This is a genomic window from Syntrophus buswellii (assembly GCF_046097065.1).
Lineage (GTDB): Bacteria > Desulfobacterota > Syntrophia > Syntrophales > Syntrophaceae > Syntrophus > Syntrophus buswellii.
Genome location: NZ_CP175563.1, coordinates 1,416,049 through 1,439,294 on the forward strand (window position 1 = coordinate 1,416,049; position 23,246 = coordinate 1,439,294).

Here is a 23,246-nt window from a genome sequence, read left to right on the forward strand (position 1 = left end):
AGGGAAAGGAGAGACCAGATGAGCCGTACGAAGAAAGAACCGCCCCCCGGCTGCGGCAGGAGCTATCCCCTCGGCGCCACGGTCTTTCGGGACGGCGTGAACTTCAGCGTCTTTTCCAAAGGGAGTGAGGCGGTACAGTTGCTTCTCTTCGATTCTGTCGATGCCCCGAAACCATCCCGGGTTATCGAACTGGATCGACGGGCCAATCGCACCTACCACTACTGGCATGTCCTTGTGCCCGGGATCTCCGCGGGACAGCTTTATGCCTATCGAGTGACCGGTCCGTTCAACCCGGAGCGGGGGCTTCGCTTTGACCCGGATAAGGTACTGCTCGACCCTTACGGCAGGTGCATTGACCTTCCAGCCGGTTACAGCCGCACTGCCGCGTGCAAACCTGGGGACAATGCAGCAACGGCCATAAAAAGCGTCGTTGCAGACATCCATTCCTATGACTGGGAGGGCGATGCCCCTTTGAGGACACCATTCGCCAAGACGATCATCTACGAGCTGCATGTCGGGGGATTTACAAAGCATCCCAGTTCAGGGATCGCTTCCGCCAGAAGCGGCACCTACGCGGGACTGGTAGAAAAAATTCCCTATCTGTGTGACCTCGGGGTCTCTGCCGTTGAACTGCTGCCCGTATTCGCCTTTGACGAGCAGGATGGTCCCCCTGGCTTGTGCAATTACTGGGGTTATTCTCCGATCTCCTTTTTCGCCCCTCATCCTGGTTACAGCTCGCGTTTGGATCCGTTGGGCGCACTGGAAGAGTTCCGGGACATGGTAAAGGCCCTTCACCGCGCCGGGATCGAGGTCCTTCTGGATGTCGTCTACAATCATACCGCCGAGATTGGAGCCGACGGCCCGACCTTCTGTTTTCGAGGTCTGTCCAACGAAGAGTATTACATCCTTGAATCGGACAAATCCAGGTACAGCGATTATACCGGTTGCGGCAACACCATGAATACGAATGAGCCTATCTGCCGGCGATTGATTCTAGACAGTCTCCATTACTGGGTTCGCGAGATGCATATCGACGGTTTTCGCTTCGATCTGGCCTCCATCCTTTCCCGGGACAAAAGCGGCCATCCCATGCCTTCCCCGCCCATTCTCTGGGACATTGAATCCGATCCGATCCTGGCGAATGTCAAAATGATCGCCGAGGCCTGGGATGCGGCAGGCCTCTATCAGGTGGGCACCTTTATCGGCGACAGTTGGAAAGAGTGGAACGGACGGTTTCGCGACGATATTCGGGCCTTCCTGAAGGGCGATAATGGCAGGGTATGGGCTGTCGCACAACGGCTGCTCGGCAGTCCGGATATGTACGGCCACGAAGAACGGGAGCCGGAACAGAGCATTAATTTCGTCACCTGCCATGACGGCTTTACCCTGAATGATCTCGTTTCCTACAATACCAAGCATAATGAAGGAAACAACCAGCAAAACCGTGACGGATCGGATGACAACCTCAGCTGGAACTGCGGAGTTGAAGGACCCACCGATGACCCGGAGATTGAGCGCCTGAGAAACCGCCAGGTGAAAAATTTTCTCACCCTTGCCCTCCTGTCGGTCGGTACGCCCATGCTGCTCATGGGCGACGAGATGCGGCGCAGTCAAAACGGAAACAACAATGCCTTCTGTCAGGACAACGAAATCAGTTGGATGAACTGGGAACTGGCCATCAAGCATGCAGATAACCATCGTTTTGCGAAAATGCTGATTAACGTGCGCAGGAATCGGGAATTTCCTACGGAACGGCTGAATATCACGCTGAACGAACTGCTTCACAACCAGCCTGTTTTCTGGCACGGGGTCGGGCTCAATGCGCCGGACTGGGGTTATGAGTCCCATGCCATCGCGGCAACGGTCACTGTTCCGGGAAACATTCTTTTGCTTTCCATCATGATCAATGCCTATTGGGAAACCCTTTCCTTCGAGATCCCATTCAGGGGAGATGCTTACGAGCCCTGGAGACGGTGCATCGATACCTATCTGGACGGTCCCGATGATATCCTCACCTGGCCGCAGGCCCTCCCTGTCGAAGGTCATACCTATGAAGTGCGGCCCAGGTCGATCGTGCTTCTGATAACCAGAGCCCTTAATCCTGAAACCACCATGACAACATAGAAAAAGAGGGAGTTTATGCCAGTAGCCAGCTATGAGATTTTTTGTGAAATGCTCGAAAGGGCCCGGAAGAATTCCTTCGCTTATCCCGCCATCAACGTGACCTCGCTGACCACGGCCAATGCGGTTCTGAAAGGCCTTGCCGAGTGCGGAAGTGACGGAATCATCCAGGTTTCCACGGGCGGAGCCGCCTTTGCCTCGGGTTCCGCTGTGAAGGACATGGCCCTCGGTGCCATCTCGATTGCCGAACATGTGCACCGAGTCGCGGATCGCTATCCCATTTATGTGGCCTTGAATACGGACCACTGCACGGCGGGCAATCTCGATAAATTCGTGATCCCCCTGGTAGAGGAGACCGAAAAAAGGCGTGCAGCGGGAAAACCCAATCTCTTCACCGCTCATATGTTCGATGGAAGCGCCCTTCCTCTGAAAGAAAATCTGGATATTGCGGTGAAACTCCTCGACCGTTTCCGGAAGAGTGACCTGGTTCTCGAAATCGAAGCGGGGGTCGTGGGCGGAGAGGAGGATGGAATCAAGGCCAGCGCCGATGCCAAGCTGTATACCACTCCGGAGGACACCCTCGAGGTCGCCCGCCGGTTGAATGCGATTACCGGTGCACGGTACCTGCTCGCGGCAACCTTCGGCAATGTTCACGGAGTCTATAAGCCGGGACATGTTCAATTGAAACCTTCCATTCTGAAGGATTGCCAGGACGCGGTTGTAAAGGCCTACGGCGAGGAGGCCCGTTTCTATCTGGTCTTCCACGGCGGCTCGGGATCGACGATCGAGGATATTCATGCCGCCCTCAATTACGGGGTCGTCAAGATGAACATCGATACGGACACGCAGTATGCCTATACGCGCGCCATCGCCGATCACCTGTTCCGGAATTACAGCGGCGCCCTGAAAGTGGACGGCGAGGTGGGCGATAAGAAAGTCTACGACCCGCGGGCCTACCTGGCCATGGCCGAAGACGCCATGGCGAAGCGGGTCAAGGAGGCGGTTACGCAACTTCGGAGTGTCGGTACGACGCTGATGAAAAAAGACCCTTCCCAGGGTTGAAAGTGACGACAGGAGGTCCGGATGGAGAATTATGAGCTCGATTTTTCGATAGAGCGGCTGGGAGAGTGCCGCATCCCTTCCCCGGTGCGGGGAATCCGATTTATGGACGATGATGGGCATGTCCTTTATTTTTCGCGTTTTGAAGAGATGAACCCATGGCTTGAAAAAGGAATCCGTCCGCCCGCGATGGAAACCGCCGGGCCAAGGGAAAAGATCTTTTTCGACCCGTCGCAAATTGCCTGCGGCATTGTGACCTGCGGCGGGGTATGTCCCGGTCTCAACGACGTGATCCGTTCGATTGTGCTGAGTCTTCATCATCATTACGGTGTGCGGAAAGTATACGGGTTCCGGTACGGGTACGAAGGCCTCGTGAGTCGGCATGGGCACGCGCCGCTCGAACTGACATCGGATTCGGTCGCCAGGATCCATGAAATCGGCGGAACGATCCTGGGTACGTCCCGGGGGCCGCAGGACGCCTCCGAGATGGTTTCCACCCTTGAGGACCTCAAAATCGGCATTCTCTTTACCGTCGGAGGAGACGGGACGCAGCGGGGGGCACAGAAGATCTCCGAAGAAGCGGCCCGGCGGGGTCTTCCGATCAGCGTCATCGGCATTCCAAAGACGATCGACAACGATATTTCCTATATCCAGACGACCTTCGGGTTCGAAACGGCGGTTGCCGAGGCGCGCCGGGCAACCTACGCCGCCACCACCGAAGCGGATGCGGCGCGGAACAGCATCGGCCTTGTAAAGCTCATGGGCCGCGATTCTGGGTTTATCGCCGCGTATTCAGTCCTTGTGAACAGTCACGTGAACTTCTGCCTTGTGCCGGAAGTGCCCTTTTCTCTCGAGGGTTTTTGCGAAGCCCTGAGACAGCGCCTGGAACGGAAGGGCCATGCCGTGATCGTTGTTGCCGAGGGGGCCGGTCAGGGCCTGATGGAGAAGACGGCGGAGCGGGACGCCTCGGGAAACGTCAAATACGGGGACATCGGCGTTTTTCTCCGGGATGCCATCAAGGGCTATTTCAAGCAATCCAACCTGGAGGTCAATCTCAAGTACATCGATCCCAGTTACATCATCCGGAGTATGCCGGCAAATCCCCGTGATGCGGCTTTCTGCCTTCTCCTCGGTCAGAGTGCCGTCCATGCCGGAATGAGCGGGCGGACCAACATGGTGGTGAGCTACTGGAACCAGCAGTTCACCCATGTGCCCATCAAACTGGCCGTGTCGCAGCGCAAGAAGATAGACACGCGGGGCATGCTTTGGAACAGTGTGATGGCCGTGACTCGACAGCCCGACATGATGTGAGGAAGGGAGAAGAAGACCCGCCGAGAGGGTGGAAGGGCCGTACGGCTTTGAACAGGAAGATCCTTACCGGAAAAGGAGAAAAAAGATGAAAGACAAGAGGTTCATACAACAGGTCGTTTGGCTGCTTGTACTCCTGCTGACATGGCCGGTCAGCGGATGGGCTCAGGCATCCGGAGCTTCGCCGGGATACAAGCAGGGAGAGCTGGAGCAGATCCTGGCGCCCATTGCCCTCCATCCCGATTCGCTCCTCACTCAGATCCTCATGGCCTCTACATACCCCCTTGAAATCGTCGAGGCGGACCGGTTCGCAAAGGCAAATGCAACTCTGAAAGGCGACTCCCTGACCCGTGCCCTGGAACAGAAAAACTGGGACCCCAGTGTGAAGTCCCTGGTCAACTTTCCCCAGGTTCTGTCGATGATGAGTGAGAAGCTCGAGTGGACGCAGAAACTGGGCGACGCCTTCCTTTCCCAGCAGAAGGATGTGATGGCGACGATCCAGAAACTTCGAGCGCAGGCACAGGCGTCGGGCAATCTCAAAACGACCGGTGAGCAGGTCGTCAAGACCCAGCAGGAAGTCATCATCATAGAGCCTGCCAGCCCGCAGGTCGTCTATGTGCCGGCTTATAACCCGACCGTCGTGTATGGAACCTGGGCGTACCCGTCCTACCCGCCATACCCCGTCTATCCCCCGGGATATGTTGCCACAACGGCCGCCTTTTCCTTCATGGCCGGCGCTGCCGTCGGCGCTGCCTGGGGTTATGCGTGGGGCCATTCAGACTGGCACGGGGGAGATGTGGATATCGACGTCAATCGGAATGCCAACATCAACCGCAACATTGATCGAAGCAAATATCAGAACCAGATGACGGGCGGCAAGGGGAGCCAGGGAAAATGGCAGCATAACCCGGCCCATCGCAAGGGGGTTTCTTATCGAGACCAGAACACGAGGCAGAAATACGGTCAATCAAGGCCGGGTGTCGACAGCAGGCAAGATTTCAGAGGGCGGACGCCCGATACAAGCGGCAGATCAGGTGCAGCCAGACAGGACCTCTCAGGCAAGGGCTCCGGTGGGCGGGGAGCCCAGCCAACGCAGCAGCCCAGGTCTTCGAACGCCTTTGAAGGGGTGAATCGGGGTGGAAGCGAGGCCAGAGCGGACAGTGCTCGTGGAAGCTCCAGTCGTCAGAGTATGTCCGCCTCTCGAAGCGGCGGTGGAGGGGGATTCTCCGGTGGGCGCAGCGGCGGGGGTTTCTCCGGTGGCCGCGGTGGCGGTCGTGGCGGTCGAAGGTAAGAAAAACCCACGATGAGAAGGAGGAAAAGAGTATGTTGAATACTTTCTCGAAAATAAGAAGTTCTTTCTGCCGGTATTTTGTTGTGGCGGTCCTCACGGTTCTGCTGGCGCTCTCTGCGGGTTTTTCATCTGCGGATGCAGCCGTTAAAGGGGGTCAGAAAAGGACCTATCCTTCGCCGGAGGCTGCAGTCAAGGCGCTGGTCGATGCCGTAAAATCTCAGGATAGAAAGCAAATGACCCTGGTTCTTGGTCCGGAGGCCCACGCGATCCTCTTGTCCGGGGATGAAATCGCGGACAGGGAGGCCCTCGAAAACTTTGCCCAAAGATATGAAGAGAAGAACAGGATCGAGAGGGAGGGGGAATTCAAAGCCGTTCTCCTGGTGGGCCAAAAGGATTGGCCTTTGCCGATCCCGATTGTGAAGAAGGGGCAGGGATGGCTGTTCGATACGAAAAAAGGAAAAGAGGAGGTCCTGAACCGGAGGATCGGCAGAAATGAACTGGCGGTCATCAAGGTCTGCGAAGCCTATGTCGATGCCCAGCAGGAATATGCGGATATGCAAAGTGAAGAAGGGGGACTGGCAAGGTATGCCCGGAAGTTCTGGAGCACCCCCGGGAAGAGGGACGGCCTGTACTGGGAAACAAAGGAAGGCGAAAAGCCGAGCCCCTTCGGTCCCTTTGCCGCGAAGGCAAAGACAGAGGGCTACGTGAAAAAGTCCTCTTCCGATCATCCCCAGCCCTACTACGGTTATTTCTACAGGATACTGCAGGGGCAGGGATCGTCTGCGAAGGGGGGGGCATTCGATTATGTGGTCAATGGAGACATGATCGGGGGATTTGCCCTGGTTGCCTATCCCGCGCGGTATGGAAATTCCGGGATCATGACCTTTATCGTGAACCAGGATGGGGTTGTGTATCAGAAGAACCTTGGGAAAGACACGGCGAAAAGAGCCCGCGCGATGAATCTTTTCAATCCGGATAAGACCTGGAAGAAGGTGGAAACGGACGGAGAGGGAAGCCCGGCAGGAACGGATTCCGGCTGTCCCGGTGAACAGGGGGGAAAAGAATGAACATGGCTTTCCCCAAGACGAAGATCGTCTGCACCATCGGGCCTGCATCTGAGGCGCCCGAAGTGATGAAAGAGATGATCCTGGCGGGAATGAACGTCGCCCGGCTCAACTTTTCCCATGGCGACTTCGAGGCGCACAAGAAGGTCATTGAGAATCTGCGGACCGTGTCGGCATCGCTGGGATGCAGGATCGCCATTCTGGCCGACCTCTCCGGCCCGAAGATGAGAATCGGAAAATTCGCGTCCGAGCCGGTCGATCTCAATGCGGGCGATCCGTTCACGCTGACTGTCGACGACATTCCCGGCGACAAAAGCCGTGTGTCCGTATCCTTTACCGGTCTGCCGAAGTCCGTGAAGGCAGGAGACATGCTCTTCCTCAATGACGGATACATCCAGCTCAAAGTTGTCGAATCAAGGGGGAACGATGTCGTCTGCACGGTCATGGTGGGTGGGGAACTCCGCTCCCGCAAGGGGCTCAACCTGCCGGGCATCGATCTCGGCATCAGCGCGTTCACCGAAAATGATTCCCGGTGTCTGCGCTTTGCCCTCGAAAATGGCGTGGATGCCGTAAGCCAGTCCTTCGTCGAAGGGCCGGCAGATGTCGAAGCCGTGCGCCAGGCGGCTGCAGATTTGGGATATGCCCCTTTCATCATCGCAAAGATCGAACGGTCCGGGGCGCTCGACCGCATCGAAGAGATCATCGCCGCGTCTGATGGCATCATGATCGCCCGCGGCGACCTGGGGGTTGAAGTCCCGATCGAGCAGATCGCCATCATCCAGAAGCGAATCACGCGTCTTGCGAACATGCGCGCGAAACCCGTGATCACAGCGACACAGATGCTCGAATCGATGACGGACTACCGTCGCCCTACACGGGCGGAGGCAACGGACGTGGCAAACGCAATCCTCGACGGCACGGACTGTGTCATGCTCTCCGGAGAATCCGCCATGGGCAAATATCCTGTGGAAGCCGTCGAGATGCTGGCAAAAATAGCCCTTTCGGCGGAAGCGCAGCGCCCGATGACCGCGGTCAAAGAGCTGTTCAAAGGCATAGACTTGCGGGAGAGGATTCGCCCGGAGCATCTTATCGCCATCGGCGTGGAAGCCTGCTTTGAATATGTGACGCCGGCGGCCGTCTTCGTCCCGACGAGAAGCGGCGCGACGGCGCGAAGCATCGCCAGATTCCGCCTTCCCGTCTGGACAGTGGCCGTAAGCTCCGAGGCGTCAACCTGTCAGCAGCTCCTGTTCTCTTCGGGCATCTATCCCGTGTGCGAGGCTCCTCTACCGGAAAACTGGTACGCTTATGTTCGAAGACAGACATCCTCACTCGGCCTCAAGGGGAACATCGCCATTCTGACCCAGGGTCCATCCCGGGAGAATGCCGAAGCGAACCACAGCCTGGAAATTCTTGACCTGACCCTTTGAAAGCCGAAGGAAAAGGGCCTTTCAAAGATTAACGCTTCGTCAGTAAGGGGAGGACCTTCCCATGGGTGGATCCCTCTCTTGAAAAAAAAACGGGTGGCCGCAGGACCATCAAGACCCAAGGAGGCACACCGTATGATGAACTCATCGCCACGGCTCTTCTCCAACAAGCTGTCCCCCATGCAATTCAGGCGCTAGTCGAAACCTCAATAAGAGGCCTCAATATATTACAGATCCGCAAAATGTTGAGGGAATTTTTCTGCCACAAGAGAGAAACGCTTTTTTACCGTTAAATAAGTTGTTATTTATCAAATACTTACAATTGTTCGACCCTGCTCGATTTCAGGTATGTATTTTGGACTTTATTCCACAGGCGGGCTGAAAAATTTTAGACCCCTGAGGAAATTGGAACATCGGAACAGAGGTCATATTTGAACACGATAATAAAGGCTATGTCCAGAAGATGAGGAGGAGACCGGGCATGCAGAACTTCATGTTAGATCGTTATCCCGAAAGCCGTCGTTGGAAAATTTTCCAGAGCATCCTTTCCATTGCGGGCATCACCCTGCTGATGGTCCTTGCGGCGGGATGCTCGAAAGGACCGAAGGAGGCGCCGAAGCCGCCTGTCGTTGAAGTGATGACGGTGATTCAGAAGGATGTTCCTGTCTACAAGGAGTGGATCGGGACCCTCGACGGGATGGTCAATGCCACGATCCGGGCTCAGGTCCAGGGGTATCTCATCAAGCAGAATTACCGCGATGGCGAACTCGTGAAGAAAGGCCAGATCCTCTTCGAAATTGACCCACGCACCTTCCAGGCATCACTGGATCAGGCAAGAGGGCAACTGGAAGCCCAGCAGGCGCGCTGGAATACAGCCAAGGCGAATCTGGCACGGATCAAACCCCTTGCCGAGGTCAATGCCGTCAGCAAGAAGGATCTCGATGACGCCGTCGGGGCGGAACAGGCAGCCCGCGCGGCGGTTTTCGCCGCCCAGGCCAGTTTCGACAAGGCCAAATTTGATCTGGGCTTCACAAAAATCACTTCCCCTGTAGACGGCATCTCCGGCCTTGCCAAGGCCCAGATAGGAAATCTCGTGGGTCCGGGGGCTGTGGAGGAGCTGACCACGGTCTCAACGGTCAACCCGATCAAGGTCTACTTCCAGATAAGCGAACAGGAGTATCTCCAGACGGCAAAATATTCGGTCACGGTGAGAGAGAAAAAAGTAGGGGAACTGATCCTTGCGGATGGCAGCGTCTATCCGGAAAAGGGATATTTCGCCTTTGCCGATCGGCAGGTGGATATCCGGACGGGGACCATAAAAGTCGCTACGGTATTTCCCAATCCGGGCAATTTCCTGCGGCCCGGGCAGTATGGGAGGGTCCGGGTTGCCGCGTCTGTCCGCAAGGATGCCTTGCTTGTACCTCAGCGGTCCGTATCAGAAGTCCAGGGGAAATACATGGTGGCCGTGATCGGGGCGGACAACAAGGCGGACATCCGGCCGGTGAAAGTCGCCGAGCGTGTTGACAATCTGTGGGTCATTCTGGAGGGCCTCGGGCCCGGAGAGAGCGTCGTCGTCGAGGGGATACAGAAGGTCCGTCCCGGAATGCCGGTTACGCCGAAGACCTTTGTGGAAACACCAGTGAAGACCGAAGCCAAGCCGGGACCATCCCTGGAAGCGAAATCACAGGAAAATGCCCTGACCTCCTCAAAACCCGTCGAGCCTGCGAAGACTGAAAAGAGGTGATCCGCCATGTCCAAGTTCTTCATCAATCGTCCCATCGTGGCCATGGTAATCGCCATCCTCATGGTCATCGTCGGTCTCGTGGCCATGTCGGGTCTGCCCACGGCGCAGTTCCCCAACATTGTCCCGCCGGAAATGAAGGTCACCGGCACCTACCCCGGCGCCGATGCTCAGACCATGGAGTCGTCGGTGGCCACCCCCATCGAGCAGCAGATGTCCGGTGTGGACAACATGAACTACATGTACTCCCTGAACTCCAACGACGGCAAGATGGTCCTGACGGTGAACTTCGACATCAAGACGGATCCCAGCACCGACCAGATCCTTGCCCAGATGAGGACCAACCAGGCCAACTCGCAGTTGCCCACCGATGTGATCAACCAGGGGGTCACGGTGCAGAAATCGACATCGGCGCCCCTGATCGTGTTCGCCCTCTTTTCCCCCAAGGGGACCTATGACAACGTCTTTCTGGCGAATTACTGCTACATCAACATCAACGACCAGATGACCCGCGTTCCCGGTATCGCCAGCGTCACGATTTTCGGGGCAGGGCAGTACGCCATGCGCCTCTGGGTGAAGCCTGACCAGCTCGCGAAGCTGGGGATCACCATCCCCGAGATCACCAACGCCGTCCAGCAGCAGAATACGGTGAACCCCGCCGGCCAGATCGGCGGCGAACCGGTGCCGCCTGGACAGGAATTCACCTATGCCGTTCGCTCTCAGGGCCGCCTCCAGAACGAGGAGGAGTTCGGCAACATCGTGATCCGGGCAAATCCTGACGGCTCCCTGGTCCATCTCAAGGATGTGGGACGGATCGAGCTGGGGGCCCAGTCGTACAACATGATCGGCCGCCTCAATGGCAAGCCCGCCGCCATCATTGCCCTCTACCAGCTGCCCGGAACCAACGCAATCGAAGCAGCGGAAGGGTCCAAGAAGCTGATGGCGCAACTCAAGGAGCGATTCCCTGCCGATCTGGATTACGTGGTGGCCCTGGACACGACGCTTGCCGTCACGGAGGGGATCAATGAGATCGTCCATACCCTCTTCGAAGCCCTCGTTCTCGTCATCATCGTCGTCTTCATCTTCCTGCAGGGATGGCGGGCAACCCTCATCCCCCTGCTGGCCGTGCCGGTCTCCCTGGTGGGAACCTTCATGCTCTTTCCGCTCTTGGGGTTTTCCATCAACACGCTCTCGCTCTTCGGGCTGGTGCTCGCCATCGGTCTTGTCGTCGACGACGCCATCGTCGTCGTCGAGGCCGTGGAGCACCACATCGAGCAGGGGATGACGCCCAAGGAGGCAACCCTCAAGGCCATGGAGGAGGTCTCGGGCCCGGTCATCGCCATCGCCGTCATCCTGGCTGCCGTCTTCGTCCCCACGGCCTTCATCCCGGGGATCACGGGCCGCCTGTACCAGCAATTCGCCGTGACCATCGCCGTCTCCGTCATCATCTCGGCCTTCAACGCCTTGACCCTGTCACCGGCCCTGTCGGCCCTCCTGCTGCGGCCAAAGAAGAAATCCTGGGGGCCGCTGCAGAAATTCTACGATGGGTTCAACCGCATCTTCGGCCGTTCAACGGACGGGTACGTGAACTGGTGCGATCACTTTATCCGTAAGAGTAAGATCAGCCTCCTCTTCCTCCTCGGGACAGCCGTCCTGGCGGGCTTTTTCGGAAAAAACCTGCCAACCTCCTTCCTCCCCGATGAAGACCAGGGGTACGTCTATGCGGGGGTTCAGCTTCCCGACGCTGCCTCGCTGCAGCGGACCGACGATGTGACGAAAAAAGCCGAGGAGATCATCTCAAAGACGCCCGGCGTTAAGTACTGCACCTCCGTGGTCGGCTACAGCATGCTCAGCGGCGTGGCCAACACCTACAGCTCCTTTTTCTTCATTACGCTGAAGGACTGGGGCGAACGGAAGACGCCGGAGGAGAAGTACGAGGCCATCAAGGCCCACCTGAGCAAGGGATTGGGGTCCCTGCCGGAGGCCATCGGTTTTGCCTTTCCACCCCCGGCCATCCCGGGAATCGGGACCTCGGGCGGTTTCACCTTCATCCTGGAAGACCGGGCCGGGAAGGACATCGCCTTCCTGGCCGATCAGACCAGCAAATTTATCGAGGCGGCACGGAAGCGGCCGGAACTGGCCGGCATCAGCACGACCTTCCGCCCCAATGTGCCTCAGGTCTTCGTGGACGTGGACCGCGACAAGGTTCTCAAGCAGGGGGTGAACATCTCGGATGTCTACAAGACCCTCCAGTGCTTCATGGGGGGCACCTTCGTGAACTACTTCAACCGGTTCGGCCGCCAGTGGCAGATCTATGTCCAGGCTGAAGGGGAATACAGGACGAAGGCCGAGAACTTCGGGCAGTTTCATGTGCGAAACAGCGAGGGCGTGATGGTTCCCCTCTCCGCCGTGACCAATATCCGCTCTACTGCGGGGCCCGAGTTCACCATGCGCTACAATCTCTACCGCAGCGCTCAGATCAACGGCTCGGCGGCGCCGGGCTACAGTTCGGCCCAAGCCATGGCCGCCCTCGAAGAGGTCTTTGCCCAGACGATGCCCCGGGAAATGGGCTATGATTACCTCGGGATGAGCTACCAGGAAAAGAAGGCCCAGGAAGGGGTTTCACCCGCCGTCATCTTCGGCTTCTCGCTTTTGTGCGTTTTCCTGATCCTGGCCGCTCAGTACGAAAGCTGGTCCCTCCCCTTCAGCGTGCTGCTGGGAACACCCGTGGCCGTCATGGGGGCCTTCGGCGCCCTGTGGGCGTTAAGGTTCGAGAACAACGTCTACGCGCAGATCGGCCTCGTCATGCTCATCGGGCTGGCAGCGAAAAACGCGATCCTCATCGTCGAGTTCGCCAAGATGGAATACGACAAGGGAAAACCCGTCGTCGAGGCGGCCCTGACCGGGGCAAAGCTTCGGCTGCGGCCGATCCTGATGACCTCCTTTGCCTTTATCCTGGGATGCGTGCCGCTGGCCATGGCCAGCGGAGCAGGGGCCATCTCGCGGCGCGTCATGGGATGGGCCGTCATCGGCGGGATGCTGGCGGCGAGCTTTATTGCCATATTCCTCATTCCCGTTACGTTCTTCGTTGTGGAGAAGCTGTCTCACAGGGGGGTAAAGGAAGCAGAGGCTCCTGCAGGGGAGACCGGGAAGGAGGAAGGCCATGAATAGAGGGATCTTCTCCGTCATCATTGCACTGATTCTTGCCGGCTGTGCCGTCGGCCCGGACTACAGGCGTCCAGCCATGGAAAGCCCGTCGGCCTGGCGAATCGAGGAAAAGGCTGCGCAGGAAACGGCCAATTCGGCCTGGTGGTCCCAGTTTAATGATCCGGTTCTTAACGCGCTGATCGATGAAGCCTTGAGGTCGAATTTCGATCTCCGGATCGCCACTGCGCGAGTCAACGAGTACGTCGGAAGGTACTGGGTGTGGCGTTCCGGCCTGTTCCCGCAGATCTGGGGAAATGCCGATGCCGGGCGAAGCCGTGCCTCAGAGGAGGGAGCGGCCCCTCTGTCGTCACAGGTCGAAAATCCGGCGGATTTCTACCAGGGCGTCTTTAACGGAAACTGGGAGATTGATCTCTGGGGAAAATTGAGAAGGGCCACCGAAGCCGGGCGGGCGGACCTGCTTGCCACCGAAGAGGCACGGCGGGGAGTGATCCTGTCACTGGTGAGCGCCGTGGCGAACGGGTACGTTTCCTTGCGCGATCTGGACATGCAGAGGGAAATCGCCATCCGGACGGCGAAAACAAGGGAGGATGCCTACAAACTCTTCAAGCAGCGATTTGAAGGCGGGGTTCTTTCTGAGCTTGAACTCAACCAGGTCAAATCGGAATACGAACAGGCCCTGGCTACGATACCTCAGATAGAGAAACAGGTTGCCTTCCAGGAAAACGCATTGAATCTCCTGCTCGGCAGAAATCCAGGGCCCATACCCAGGGGCAGAACGATGAACGAACTGGTCCTGCCGGTTGTTCCTGCCGGTCTCCCTTCGGATCTGTTGGAAAAGCGGCCGGATATCCGTCAGGCCGAGCAGGCGCTCATCGCAGCCAATGCCCGCATTGGCGTAGCAAGGGCTCGGTATTTCCCCACTCTTTCGCTGACTGGATTCTTTGGCTGGGCAAGTGCGGATCTTTCCAATCTGTTTAGCGGTCCGGCACGTGTGTGGAGCTGGAGTGGAAGTCTGACGGCGCCGATCTTCACGGGGGGCGCCATCTATGGACAGGTCAAGATGGCTGAGGCGATTCAGCAGCAGACCCTGTTCGGCTATCAGAAAACCATTCAGACGGCTTTCCAGGAGGTGGAGGACGCCCTTGTCGATCAGAAGCGCACCCGCGAGCAGCTTGAGGCGCAAAAGAGGCAGATGGATGCCCTGCGGGAATACACCCGCTTCGCCCGGCTGCGCTATGAGAACGGCTTGACGAGCTACATCGAAGTCCTCGATGCCGAGCGGAGTCTCTTTTCCACGGAGTTGAGCTACGCCCAGACCCAGGGGATTCTCTTCGGGGCGCTGGTGAACCTTTACAAGGCCATGGGCGGAGGATGGGTCGTAGAAGCGGACAAACGGACCGTGTTGTCAGCGGACGGGAAACAATAGGCTGAGTTCCAAGGGTGTGTCTGGTGAGGAATACCCATGCGTCGACCCATTAAAGGCATGATCGATGTCATTCTGAAAGCACGGTTCTCCTATTTGTTCTTTACGATCATCCTGCTTTTTCTCCTGCGGCCCTTTATCGCAGGTGCGGTGGCCGTAACGTTCGTAACCGACATCTTCCTCTGGTTCATTATCATTTCCTGTGTCTGGGCCGTTTATGAAAAACGGAAAAATCAGTGGGTCGTCATCGCCATAGCGGCTACCGTCATCCTGGCCGACCTTTTCGGCTTCCTTTTTCCAAGCGCGGTGACTTCGTGGGCGAGTCAAATAGCGGTCTTTTTTTTCCTTGGATATGCCGTCATCAATATTCTGTTCTACCTGGCTCGACAGGAGAACGTGACTGCGGACATGATCATGGCGGGAGCCAGCGAATACGTGCTTATGGGGCTTCTATGGGCGTCCCTCTACAGTCTCATTGAGACAATCTATCCGGGCTCGTTCAACTTTGCGGGAGCGAAGAACCGAGCCGGGTTCATCTATTTCAGTTTTGTGACACTGACGACGACGGGTTACGGGGATGTCCTGCCGGTAACGGAACAGGCCCGTTCCCTGGCCATTCTGGAAACGCTGATCGGTCAGCTTTTTATCGCCATTACCGTGGCGCGGCTCGTGAGCCTCTATACGGTATCCGGTAATAAGCAGGAAACTGTATGAGAAACTGTGCGTTGCTGGACCTCTTCAACTCCGATTTAAGGAGAGTTCAATGAATCTCACTCTTGAATTCCGGGCCAAAGCGGAAAAGTTTCAGGAACTCTATCAGTCCCTGCAGGCGCTTCTGCCCACGATGCGAAGGGAAGAAGGGTGCCTTGAATCCCATATATACCGGGATATGGAGGATGGAGAGGTCTTCTTCCTTTCAATTGCCTGGGAGGATGAAAGGAAATTTGAGAGCTATATGCGATCGACAAGCGGGAGCGCGCTTCTCGGGGCGGTCGATCTGCTGAGTAAGGCGGTGAGGGTTCGAGTGGGGGACAATACTCCCTGGGAGGGGATTAACATCCTGAAGAGGATGAGGAAGGGAATATGAATCGGAGGAATATAAACGGTAGAGGCTAAAGGTGGATCTTCTCCAAGGTCCTTAAGATAAAACAATAAAACGATGTCAGGAGGTATTTATGAAAGCATTGGCAAAATTACTGTTGGTCATTGGAATCGGTCTTGTGTTCAGCGCATCCGTAGCATTTGCCGGAGATCCGCCTTTTTCCGGTTTTCTGGGTAGTCCCGATGTATACAAGCAATTGAAGCCGGGACCGGAAGGGGGCGCCAAACTGCGGTGGGTGAAGGATGGGTTGGATTTCAGCAAGTACAACCGTTTCATGGTGGACAGCGTTATCTTCTACCTCGCCGACGAGTCTGAATACAAGGGCATTGATCCCCAGGTGCTGAAAGACCTTGCCGACACCTTCAACAAAGAACTGGTTGCGGCCTTCAAGGACAAGTACCCGATCGTAGTCGATCCCGGTCCCGATGTGGCGCGGATCAAAATTGCCATAACCAATATCGAGCGGAGTAACCCCGGTGTCAGTGCCGTCACCTCGATTATTCCCGTCGGAATTGCCATCAGTGTCGTTAAGAGGGGTGCAACGGGGGGCTGGGCAGGAAGCGGCGAGACGTGCGCCGAGCTGATGATGATCGACTCCGAGAGCAATGAGCCGCTTGTCATGGCGGTGGATCAGCAACAGGCGGCCTTCGCTTCGCGCTTTTCCAGTTATGGATCAGCCGAGGACGCCTTCAAGTTCTGGTCGGAGAGGATCGTGAAGGTTCTGGATGAAGCCAGGGGCATCAAAAGGGAACCGGCAAAATAGTGGGCTTATGCCCTGGATTATAGAGGAATACTCGATATCGGACATCCGTCATCAGTAAAATGCTTTTGCCGATGACGGATGACCGACTTCTCATCCCATGCGGCTAAGGAAAAGAATAAACTATGAGGAGGAATCTCATGGCAAGAACAACAGGGACACTTTTTTTGACTTTTGTACTGTCCATATTCTTTCTGTGTATTGGAATTACCGGAATGGCTGATGAACCATCCGGCGACAACATGCAGATCCTGCAGGAGAAGATCAAGGCAGACAAAAAGTTGCTCGTAGCTGAAAACATGCAGCTTACCGAGAAGGAGGCCAAAGCCTTCTGGCCCGTCTATGAAAATTATCAGAATGAGCAGTTTCTGCTTCGCATGCGTGTCGTTAAATTAATCAAGGATTATGGAGATGCCTATGGAAAGATGGACGACAAAATCGCAAAAAAGCTGCTTGATGAATTGATGACCATTGAGACGCTGGGTCTCGAATTGCGCAGAGCATATCTGCCGAAATTCCGGGAAGTCCTGCCCGACATGAAGGTTGTGCGCTATTATCAGATCGAGAACAAGATAAAAGCGGTAATCGATTATGAAATGGCTGCCAGGATACCTTTGATCAAAGCAGAAAATAAATAAGAACTTAAGGATAAAGGAGGAGATAAGAATGAAAGGCTTACATTATAAAATTTTTCTCTGTGTCCTTGTCCTGTTCGTCGTGATCTCCGTGCCCACGGCACGGGCCGTGGCGGCGTCCGCAGAAGAAATCAACCGCAATGTCCAGATCGCTCTGCTGAAGCTGTATGAAAAATCAACTCCTGCGCGAGAAATGGGGCAGAAGGCGAAGGCCATCCTTGTCTTTCCCGATATCGTGAAAGGTGGATTCATCGTGGGGGGGCAATACGGTGAGGGCGCCCTGATAAAGGATGGGAAGGTTGCGGGTTTCTACAGTACCATTTCGGCATCGTACGGTTTGCAGGCCGGTATCCAGAAGTACGGCTATGCGTTGTTCCTGATGTCGGACTCCGCTTTGAGATTTTTGGACAGAAGTGAAGGCTGGGAACTGGGCTTGACCCCGAACATTGTCGTCGTTGATGTGGGAGCAGCAGGAGGCATATCGACCACTACGGCGAAATCCGATATTTATGCCTTCTTCTTTGACCAGAAAGGGCTTATGGCTGGAGTCGGCCTGCAGGGGACGAAGATAACGAAGATCGTCAGATAAAAATCTTCATAAGGATTGAAAATTTTTTAGCAGTGCCTGGTCTGAAGATTCAAGGCGATAACATTGAGGAAGAAATGGAGAATTGGACGTATGAGGAAAAAAAGTGTTGTTCTATTAATGGCACTGGCGTTGATGGCATTGATGGCGGCAGGTTGTGCAACTTTCAAAACGTCAGATGGGGACGATGAACGTTCCGGGATCGTCAGGGGAAAAGTGGCTGTTCTGACCGCCACGGTGGTGGCCGTTGACATGAAGAAGCGGATCGTCACTCTCAAAGATTCGGGAGGGGATGTCCGCGATTTCAAGGTCGGCAAGGAAGCCGTGAATCTTCCCCAGGTTAAAACAGGGGATATCGTCACGATTAAATTCCTGGAGTCTGTCGCTGTGGAAGTGATCAAACCCGGTACGGCCGCAGGGGCAGGGACGGCGACAACGATCGTTCGGGCGAAGCCCGGCGAGATGCCCGGCGGAATGATTACCCGGCAGAGGTCGCTGACCGCCACAGTGAAAGCAATCGACAAGGATGGGGGCACGATCTCTCTCATGGGTCCAAATGGAAAGACCGTAAAGGTGAACGTTGTGGATCCGGCAAATCTGGATAAAGTCAGCGTCGGGGACGAACTGTTGATCACATTTACCGAGGCGGAGGCCATTTCTGTGGAACGTCCGTAAAAATATTCCCGGGATTCAGCATGGACCTGGAGGTTTTATGCCTCGATCAAAGCGACCGAAATGGAATGCGGAATACAAACACCACATGAACGCTTCCGGTGAAAAAGAGCAAGAGCCAGTCCGGTTCTCCATGCGCACCTTTCTGGCCATGCTGGTCCTGTTGATTGTGATCTTTCCCTTTATCGAGCTGATGTCCTATGGCGTACTGGTTCTTTCTCTTCTCCTGACCCTGGTGCTGTTGTCGGCTCTGCCGGCAATCGGCAGCCGGCGCAGCACACTGGTTTGGGGGATCGCTCTGGCGGTGCCGGCGGTGGCCGGGAAATGGGTGAACTATTTTCGACCCGACCTGATGCCGCCGGAGATCTTTCTCGTATCCGCCGCGCTGTTCTGTGGCTTTGTTGTGATGCATCTTCTGCGATTCGTTCTCGCTGCGGCACGGGTGAGTCTGGATATCCTCTGCGCCGCAATTGCCAACTATCTGATGCTCGGACTCCTCTGGTCCTTTGCCTATCAACTTGTGGCGCAAATATTTCCAGACTCATTTTCCTTCGTCCTCGGGGCCGCGCCCAGGCAGGTGCCGACGGGATTCGAGGCTTTTTACTTCAGCTTTGCCACCCTCATGACCGTTGGCTACGGCGACATCATTCCGGCGTCCAATGTATCAAGAATGCTGGCGATAACGGAGTCCGTTGCCGGCGTGTTTTATGTTACCATTCTCGTTGCCCGGCTGGTTGCTATTTATTCGGCCGAAGGTGAGAAAGAGCGGTAAGATTAAACTCCGGGAAGATTCCGGTAGATCCGGCATCAAGGAAGAAACGAAATGATCCCTTTTCCCGAAAGTATCATTGCCTGCCCTGACTGTGACCTGTTGCAGCGTATCCCAACGCTGACTCCAGGTGGAACAGCGAGCTGTCTGCGCTGCGGTCATACGCTCGCCTCCAGCAAGCCCGATTCCCTGGATCGGACCCTGGCCCTTACGGTTGCCGCGTTGATTGCCCTGATCATCGCCAATGTAATGCCCCTCATGGGGCTGTCGGCTGTCGGTCGTCAGGCGGTTACGACGATCCTGGGCGGGGTTCTGAAGCTGTGGCAGCAGGGTCATCAGATTACGGCCGTACTGGTGGCCTTCTGCACGGTGGTTGCTCCAACGGTCCATATCGGGTTTACGTTGACCGTCCTGCTCGCCGTGAGACAGACTCCGGCGCCCATCTGGGTAGGAACTCTTCTGCGGATGGCAGATTTCAACCAGCCTTGGGCGATGCTTGAGGTGATGATGCTCGGCATCCTGGTTGCCCTGATAAAAATCGCCGATCTGGCGACGGTGATTCCCGGTATCGGAATGTTCGCCGTTGGCGCGCTTATCATGTTTATCGCGGCGATGACGGTCAGCTTCGACAAGCACCAGGTATGGTCGCAAATCCGGTGGGTCGATGGCGAAGGTCAGCAATTGACGTCATCCCCGGAATTCAAGGAACCGGCAGAAGGGGAAGTGGAAGGAAAAGAAACTCCGGGAGAACTGACCGGCATCAAGATGGGGCTGGTCCTGTGCGAGGGCTGCGGCCTGTTGACAAAGCCGACCGATCTTGAGAAGCCGGGGTATTGTCCGCGTTGCGGCCAGGAACTTGAGCTGCGCCGTCCAAACTCGATCCAGCGCACCTGGGCCCTGCTCATTGCTGCTTCGATCTGCTACATCCCGGCGAACCTGCTGCCGGTGATGAGTACCACGACGCCGACCTACGCAGAGAAGGACACCATCATGAGCGGAGTCGTTCTGCTCTACGTGCATGGATCCTGGCCGCTGGCCCTGATCGTTTTTGTCGCCAGCGTGGTGATTCCCATGGCCAAGATTGTCGCTCTGGCCTATCTGCTGATTTCTGTTCAATGTCGTTTCATGCGGAGCAAGGAAGAGCGGATCCGGCTCTATCGGCTGGTCGAAATTGTCGGGCGCTGGTCCATGCTGGATGTCTTTGTCGTGACCTTTGTCGTCGCCCTTGTCCAGCTCCAGCCGCTCATGTCCGTGGGACCTGGCACCGGCGTGGTGTTTTTCGCGGCCGTCGTCGTGCTGACCATGCTTGCGGCAGAAACGTTCGACCCCCGTCTGATCTGGGATTCTCGTAACAACAAGGAGGAACAAAATGACGAAATCTGCTGATTTAAACAATCTTCCTCAGGCCAACGCCAAAGAGAAAAAGAAAATACGCTTCTCCGTGGTCTGGATCATCCCCATCGTCGCGGCACTCGTCGGTATCGGGATAGCTGTTCAGCAGATTCTGAGTAAAGGCCCGACGATCACGATCGTTTTCAAAAAGGCAGAGGGGGTTGAGGAGGGCAAGACTCTTGTCAAGTACAAGGATGTCAACATCGGCCGGGTGGAGAAGGTGGAACTCTCCAAGGACTTCAAAAAGGTTGTGGTGACGGCGAAGATCAACAAGAGCGCCGAAGGATTGATCGTCGATGACGCAAAATTCTGGGTTGAACAGCCGCGCGTTACCCTCAGCGGGGTATCCGGAATCGGTACGTTGTTGTCCGGCAATCATATTGGATTGGAACTCGGAAACTCCACAAAGGTACGGCGGCAATTCGTCGGTCTCGATGCGCCACCGGAGGTTACCATCGATCAGCCGGGCAGACAGTTTGTCCTTCAGGCGGACAACCTGGGGTCTGTGGGGATAGGCTCTCCTCTGTATTACCGCCGTCTGAACGTGGGACGGGTCATCGGTTATGGCCTTGCACAGGATGGCCTATCGATCGATATCAAGGTCTTCGTAAATTCCCCCTACGACAAGTATATTTTGCCGCAGACCCATTTCTGGCACGCCAGCGGGATCGATTTATCCCTGGGGGCGGACGGATTGTCACTGCAGACCCAGTCGGTGGTGTCCATGCTGATCGGCGGCATCGCCTTCGAAACCTTTTCAATTGACCCAGACGCAACACCCGCAGCGGAGGATGCCGTCTTCAAAGTTTATGAAAACTATGCTGCCGCAGCAAAGGAGCCTGAACCGGTCGTTACGGAATATGTCCTCTACTTCCAGGAGTCGTTGAGGGGGCTTTCCATGGGTGCGCCCGTCACGTACCTCGGCTTGCCCGTCGGGGAGGTGACCCGCGTTGGTCTTGAATACAATCCGAAGACGCAAGGACTCCGTCCAAGGGTGGCAATCTCGATCTACCAGGCACGCTTCATGGGGCATCTGGCACTATCGGACACGGTCAAAGAGAAGGTCAGGAGCGAGACTGAACGTCGCGCCTTTGTCCAGCGCCTGGTTGATCTGGGACTCCGGGCGCAATTGCGCAGCGGAAATCTCGTGACGGGGCAGCTCTATGTCGCCCTTGAGCGCTTTCCCAACGCCCCTCAAGTTAAGATGGACTGGACGAAGCCCCCATATGTCATTCCCGTGATGCCCAGCAGCCTGCAGGATCTGGAAACCAAGATTAGCAGCATTATCGCCAGGATCGATAAGGTGCCCTTGGACGCCATCGGAGAAGAGGCGAAAAAGACGCTCAACACACTCAACTCGGCGATGAAGACCGCTGATAGAACGCTGAACTCCATCGATGGCGAGATTGTTCCCGAAGTAAAGACGACTGTTCAAGACCTGCGAAAAGCAATTTCGAAAGCCGAGCAGGTGATGGCAAGCACGGATAAGACCCTCGTCGGAAAGGAGGCGCCGGCGCAGCAGGAGCTGCGGGTCGCCTTGCAGGAAATTTCACGGGCGGCACGGGCAATCAGCGAGTTGGCTGAATATCTTGAACGCCATCCCGATGCCCTCATCCGTGGAAAGGCTCAGGAGGTGACTAAATGAAAAAGATCGAAATTTTAATCCTTGGGACGCTCGCTTTGCTCCTGGCGAATTGCGCTTCAACCAGGGCACCGCAGTTCTATACGCTGAGCCCATCATTGACAGGGGTCGGGGCGACGTCGACAAATGTCTCCGTCTCCGTCGGTCCGGTCTCGATTCCTGCCGACGTTGACCGACCGCAGATCGTCGTCCGGACTGGCCCGAATCAGGTTCTTCTGGCCGAATTCGACCGCTGGGCTTCACCACTGAAGAGCAACATCGCAAGGGTAATCGCTGAAAACCTAGCTACGGTGCTCGGGACGGCTCAAGTGAGCGTGTTTCCCCAATCCTCCGCTGCAGAATCGGCTTATCGGGTTGGGGTCGATGTTATCCGGTTCGAATCGGAACTTGGCAAAAGGGTTGTCCTGGATGCCCTATGGACGGTGAGTTCCAGGAAGAGCGGTCGGACTGAAAGCCGCCGTACGAACATGACAGAATCTGCGGAAGGTGGCGGTTATACCGGACTGGTGGCAGCGCACAGCCGCGCTCTCGGAAGATTAAGCGGTGAGATTGCCGAAACGATTTGGGAATTCGAAGCGCTAAAGCCTTGATCCAGTCACTGCTTGGCGGCATCGGCCTTGCCATTTCCGGGGTGCCGGCCACCGCAATTCTGACAGCGGTGATGTTCATGCTCTGCATTGCCCGGCTTGGTCCAGGGCTAGTTCTTATCCCGTCGGTCATCTGGCTTTACTGGACAGGTCAGACGACATGGGGAACGGTCTTGGTCGTCGCGTCGATCTTTGTTGGCACATTTTACAATTTCCTTCAGGCCGATCCTCATCAAGAAGGGAGCCGATCTGCCGCTTCTCCTGATCTTCGCTGGTGTCATCGGTGGCCTCGCCGCTTTTGGCATTATAGGACTTTTTATCGGCCCAGTGGTGCTTTCCGTGAGTTACAGATTAATGGAAACCTGGGTTGCCGATGTCGAAACCTATTCGGATTTGAAGTCGGCGCAGGAAGATAGCCGCCTATTAAAACCTGCAGGAGGGGATAGGACAGGGCAGAGTACCGGCATGCCAGAATGAGGCCTGTCGCTCGTTTGAATGGAAC

Annotated in this window: 19 protein-coding genes and 1 pseudogene; all 20 read left to right on the forward strand. The window is 56.2% G+C overall.

Going from position 1 to position 23,246, the window contains the following annotated elements; translation table 11 throughout:
• The first annotated feature begins 18 nt into the window (after nucleotides 1–18).
• A complete protein-coding gene (gene glgX / locus ACJ77P_RS06325; protein WP_408999301.1) occupies nucleotides 19–2,124 on the forward strand; it encodes a glycogen debranching protein GlgX in 2,106 nt (701 codons plus the stop codon).
• A gap of 15 nt (nucleotides 2,125–2,139) precedes the next feature.
• Complete coding sequence (gene fbaA / locus ACJ77P_RS06330) at nucleotides 2,140–3,183, forward strand: class II fructose-bisphosphate aldolase (RefSeq protein ID WP_367360378.1); 1,044 nt, start codon at nucleotides 2,140–2,142, stop codon at nucleotides 3,181–3,183.
• A gap of 21 nt (nucleotides 3,184–3,204) precedes the next feature.
• Nucleotides 3,205–4,491 (forward strand): ATP-dependent 6-phosphofructokinase, encoded by a 1,287-nt coding sequence (locus tag ACJ77P_RS06335; RefSeq protein ID WP_408999302.1) that lies wholly within the window; start codon nucleotides 3,205–3,207, stop codon nucleotides 4,489–4,491.
• 85 nt (nucleotides 4,492–4,576) lie between these two features.
• Nucleotides 4,577–5,779, forward strand: a complete 1,203-nt coding sequence (locus tag ACJ77P_RS06340; protein WP_408999303.1) for a DUF3300 domain-containing protein — start codon at nucleotides 4,577–4,579, stop codon at nucleotides 5,777–5,779.
• A gap of 32 nt (nucleotides 5,780–5,811) precedes the next feature.
• Nucleotides 5,812–6,846: a DUF2950 domain-containing protein gene (locus ACJ77P_RS06345; protein ID WP_367360375.1), complete on the forward strand. Its 1,035-nt coding sequence runs from the start codon at nucleotides 5,812–5,814 to the stop codon at nucleotides 6,844–6,846.
• Nucleotides 6,843–8,270 (forward strand): pyruvate kinase, encoded by a 1,428-nt coding sequence (pyk, locus tag ACJ77P_RS06350; protein ID WP_408999304.1) that lies wholly within the window; start codon nucleotides 6,843–6,845, stop codon nucleotides 8,268–8,270. The genes ACJ77P_RS06345 and pyk overlap by 4 nt, the downstream gene beginning before the upstream one ends.
• A gap of 478 nt (nucleotides 8,271–8,748) precedes the next feature.
• A complete protein-coding gene (locus ACJ77P_RS06355) occupies nucleotides 8,749–10,011 on the forward strand; it encodes an efflux RND transporter periplasmic adaptor subunit (RefSeq protein WP_408999305.1) in 1,263 nt (420 codons plus the stop codon).
• A 6-nt stretch (nucleotides 10,012–10,017) separates the two neighbouring features.
• Entirely contained in the window at nucleotides 10,018–13,179 is a 3,162-nt protein-coding gene (locus ACJ77P_RS06360) for an efflux RND transporter permease subunit (protein ID WP_367360372.1), read from the forward strand.
• Nucleotides 13,172–14,602, forward strand: coding sequence for an efflux transporter outer membrane subunit (locus ACJ77P_RS06365; protein WP_408999306.1), 1,431 nt, complete (start codon nucleotides 13,172–13,174; stop codon nucleotides 14,600–14,602). The genes ACJ77P_RS06360 and ACJ77P_RS06365 overlap by 8 nt, the downstream gene beginning before the upstream one ends.
• A gap of 36 nt (nucleotides 14,603–14,638) precedes the next feature.
• Nucleotides 14,639–15,313: a potassium channel family protein gene (locus ACJ77P_RS06370; RefSeq protein WP_367360370.1), complete on the forward strand. Its 675-nt coding sequence runs from the start codon at nucleotides 14,639–14,641 to the stop codon at nucleotides 15,311–15,313.
• A 49-nt stretch (nucleotides 15,314–15,362) separates the two neighbouring features.
• The gene (locus ACJ77P_RS06375) at nucleotides 15,363–15,686 is read left to right on the forward strand and encodes a putative quinol monooxygenase (RefSeq protein WP_367360369.1); all 324 of its coding nucleotides are present in this window, start codon (nucleotides 15,363–15,365) and stop codon (nucleotides 15,684–15,686) included.
• 88 nt (nucleotides 15,687–15,774) lie between these two features.
• Complete coding sequence (locus ACJ77P_RS06380) at nucleotides 15,775–16,464, forward strand: DUF3313 domain-containing protein (RefSeq protein WP_367360368.1); 690 nt, start codon at nucleotides 15,775–15,777, stop codon at nucleotides 16,462–16,464.
• A gap of 212 nt (nucleotides 16,465–16,676) precedes the next feature.
• Nucleotides 16,677–17,099, forward strand: a complete 423-nt coding sequence (locus tag ACJ77P_RS06385; RefSeq protein WP_408999307.1) for a hypothetical protein — start codon at nucleotides 16,677–16,679, stop codon at nucleotides 17,097–17,099.
• Nucleotides 17,100–17,127: 28 nt separating this feature from the next.
• Complete coding sequence (locus ACJ77P_RS06390) at nucleotides 17,128–17,685, forward strand: YSC84-related protein (protein WP_408999308.1); 558 nt, start codon at nucleotides 17,128–17,130, stop codon at nucleotides 17,683–17,685.
• Nucleotides 17,686–17,775: 90 nt separating this feature from the next.
• Entirely contained in the window at nucleotides 17,776–18,357 is a 582-nt protein-coding gene (locus tag ACJ77P_RS06395; RefSeq protein WP_367360365.1) for a hypothetical protein, read from the forward strand.
• Between the two features lie 37 nt (nucleotides 18,358–18,394).
• Nucleotides 18,395–19,126: a potassium channel family protein gene (locus ACJ77P_RS06400; protein WP_408999309.1), complete on the forward strand. Its 732-nt coding sequence runs from the start codon at nucleotides 18,395–18,397 to the stop codon at nucleotides 19,124–19,126.
• 51 nt (nucleotides 19,127–19,177) lie between these two features.
• Entirely contained in the window at nucleotides 19,178–20,509 is a 1,332-nt protein-coding gene (locus ACJ77P_RS06405) for a paraquat-inducible protein A (protein WP_408999310.1), read from the forward strand.
• A complete protein-coding gene (locus tag ACJ77P_RS06410) occupies nucleotides 20,493–22,160 on the forward strand; it encodes an intermembrane transport protein PqiB (protein WP_408999311.1) in 1,668 nt (555 codons plus the stop codon). The genes ACJ77P_RS06405 and ACJ77P_RS06410 overlap by 17 nt, the downstream gene beginning before the upstream one ends.
• Complete coding sequence (locus ACJ77P_RS06415; protein WP_408999312.1) at nucleotides 22,157–22,747, forward strand: membrane integrity-associated transporter subunit PqiC; 591 nt, start codon at nucleotides 22,157–22,159, stop codon at nucleotides 22,745–22,747. The genes ACJ77P_RS06410 and ACJ77P_RS06415 overlap by 4 nt, the downstream gene beginning before the upstream one ends.
• Nucleotides 22,741–23,221: pseudogene (locus ACJ77P_RS06420) on the forward strand (AI-2E family transporter); the annotation flags it as partial. The gene ACJ77P_RS06415 and the pseudogene ACJ77P_RS06420, both read left to right, overlap by 7 nt.
• Nucleotides 23,222–23,246: the final 25 nt, after the last annotated feature.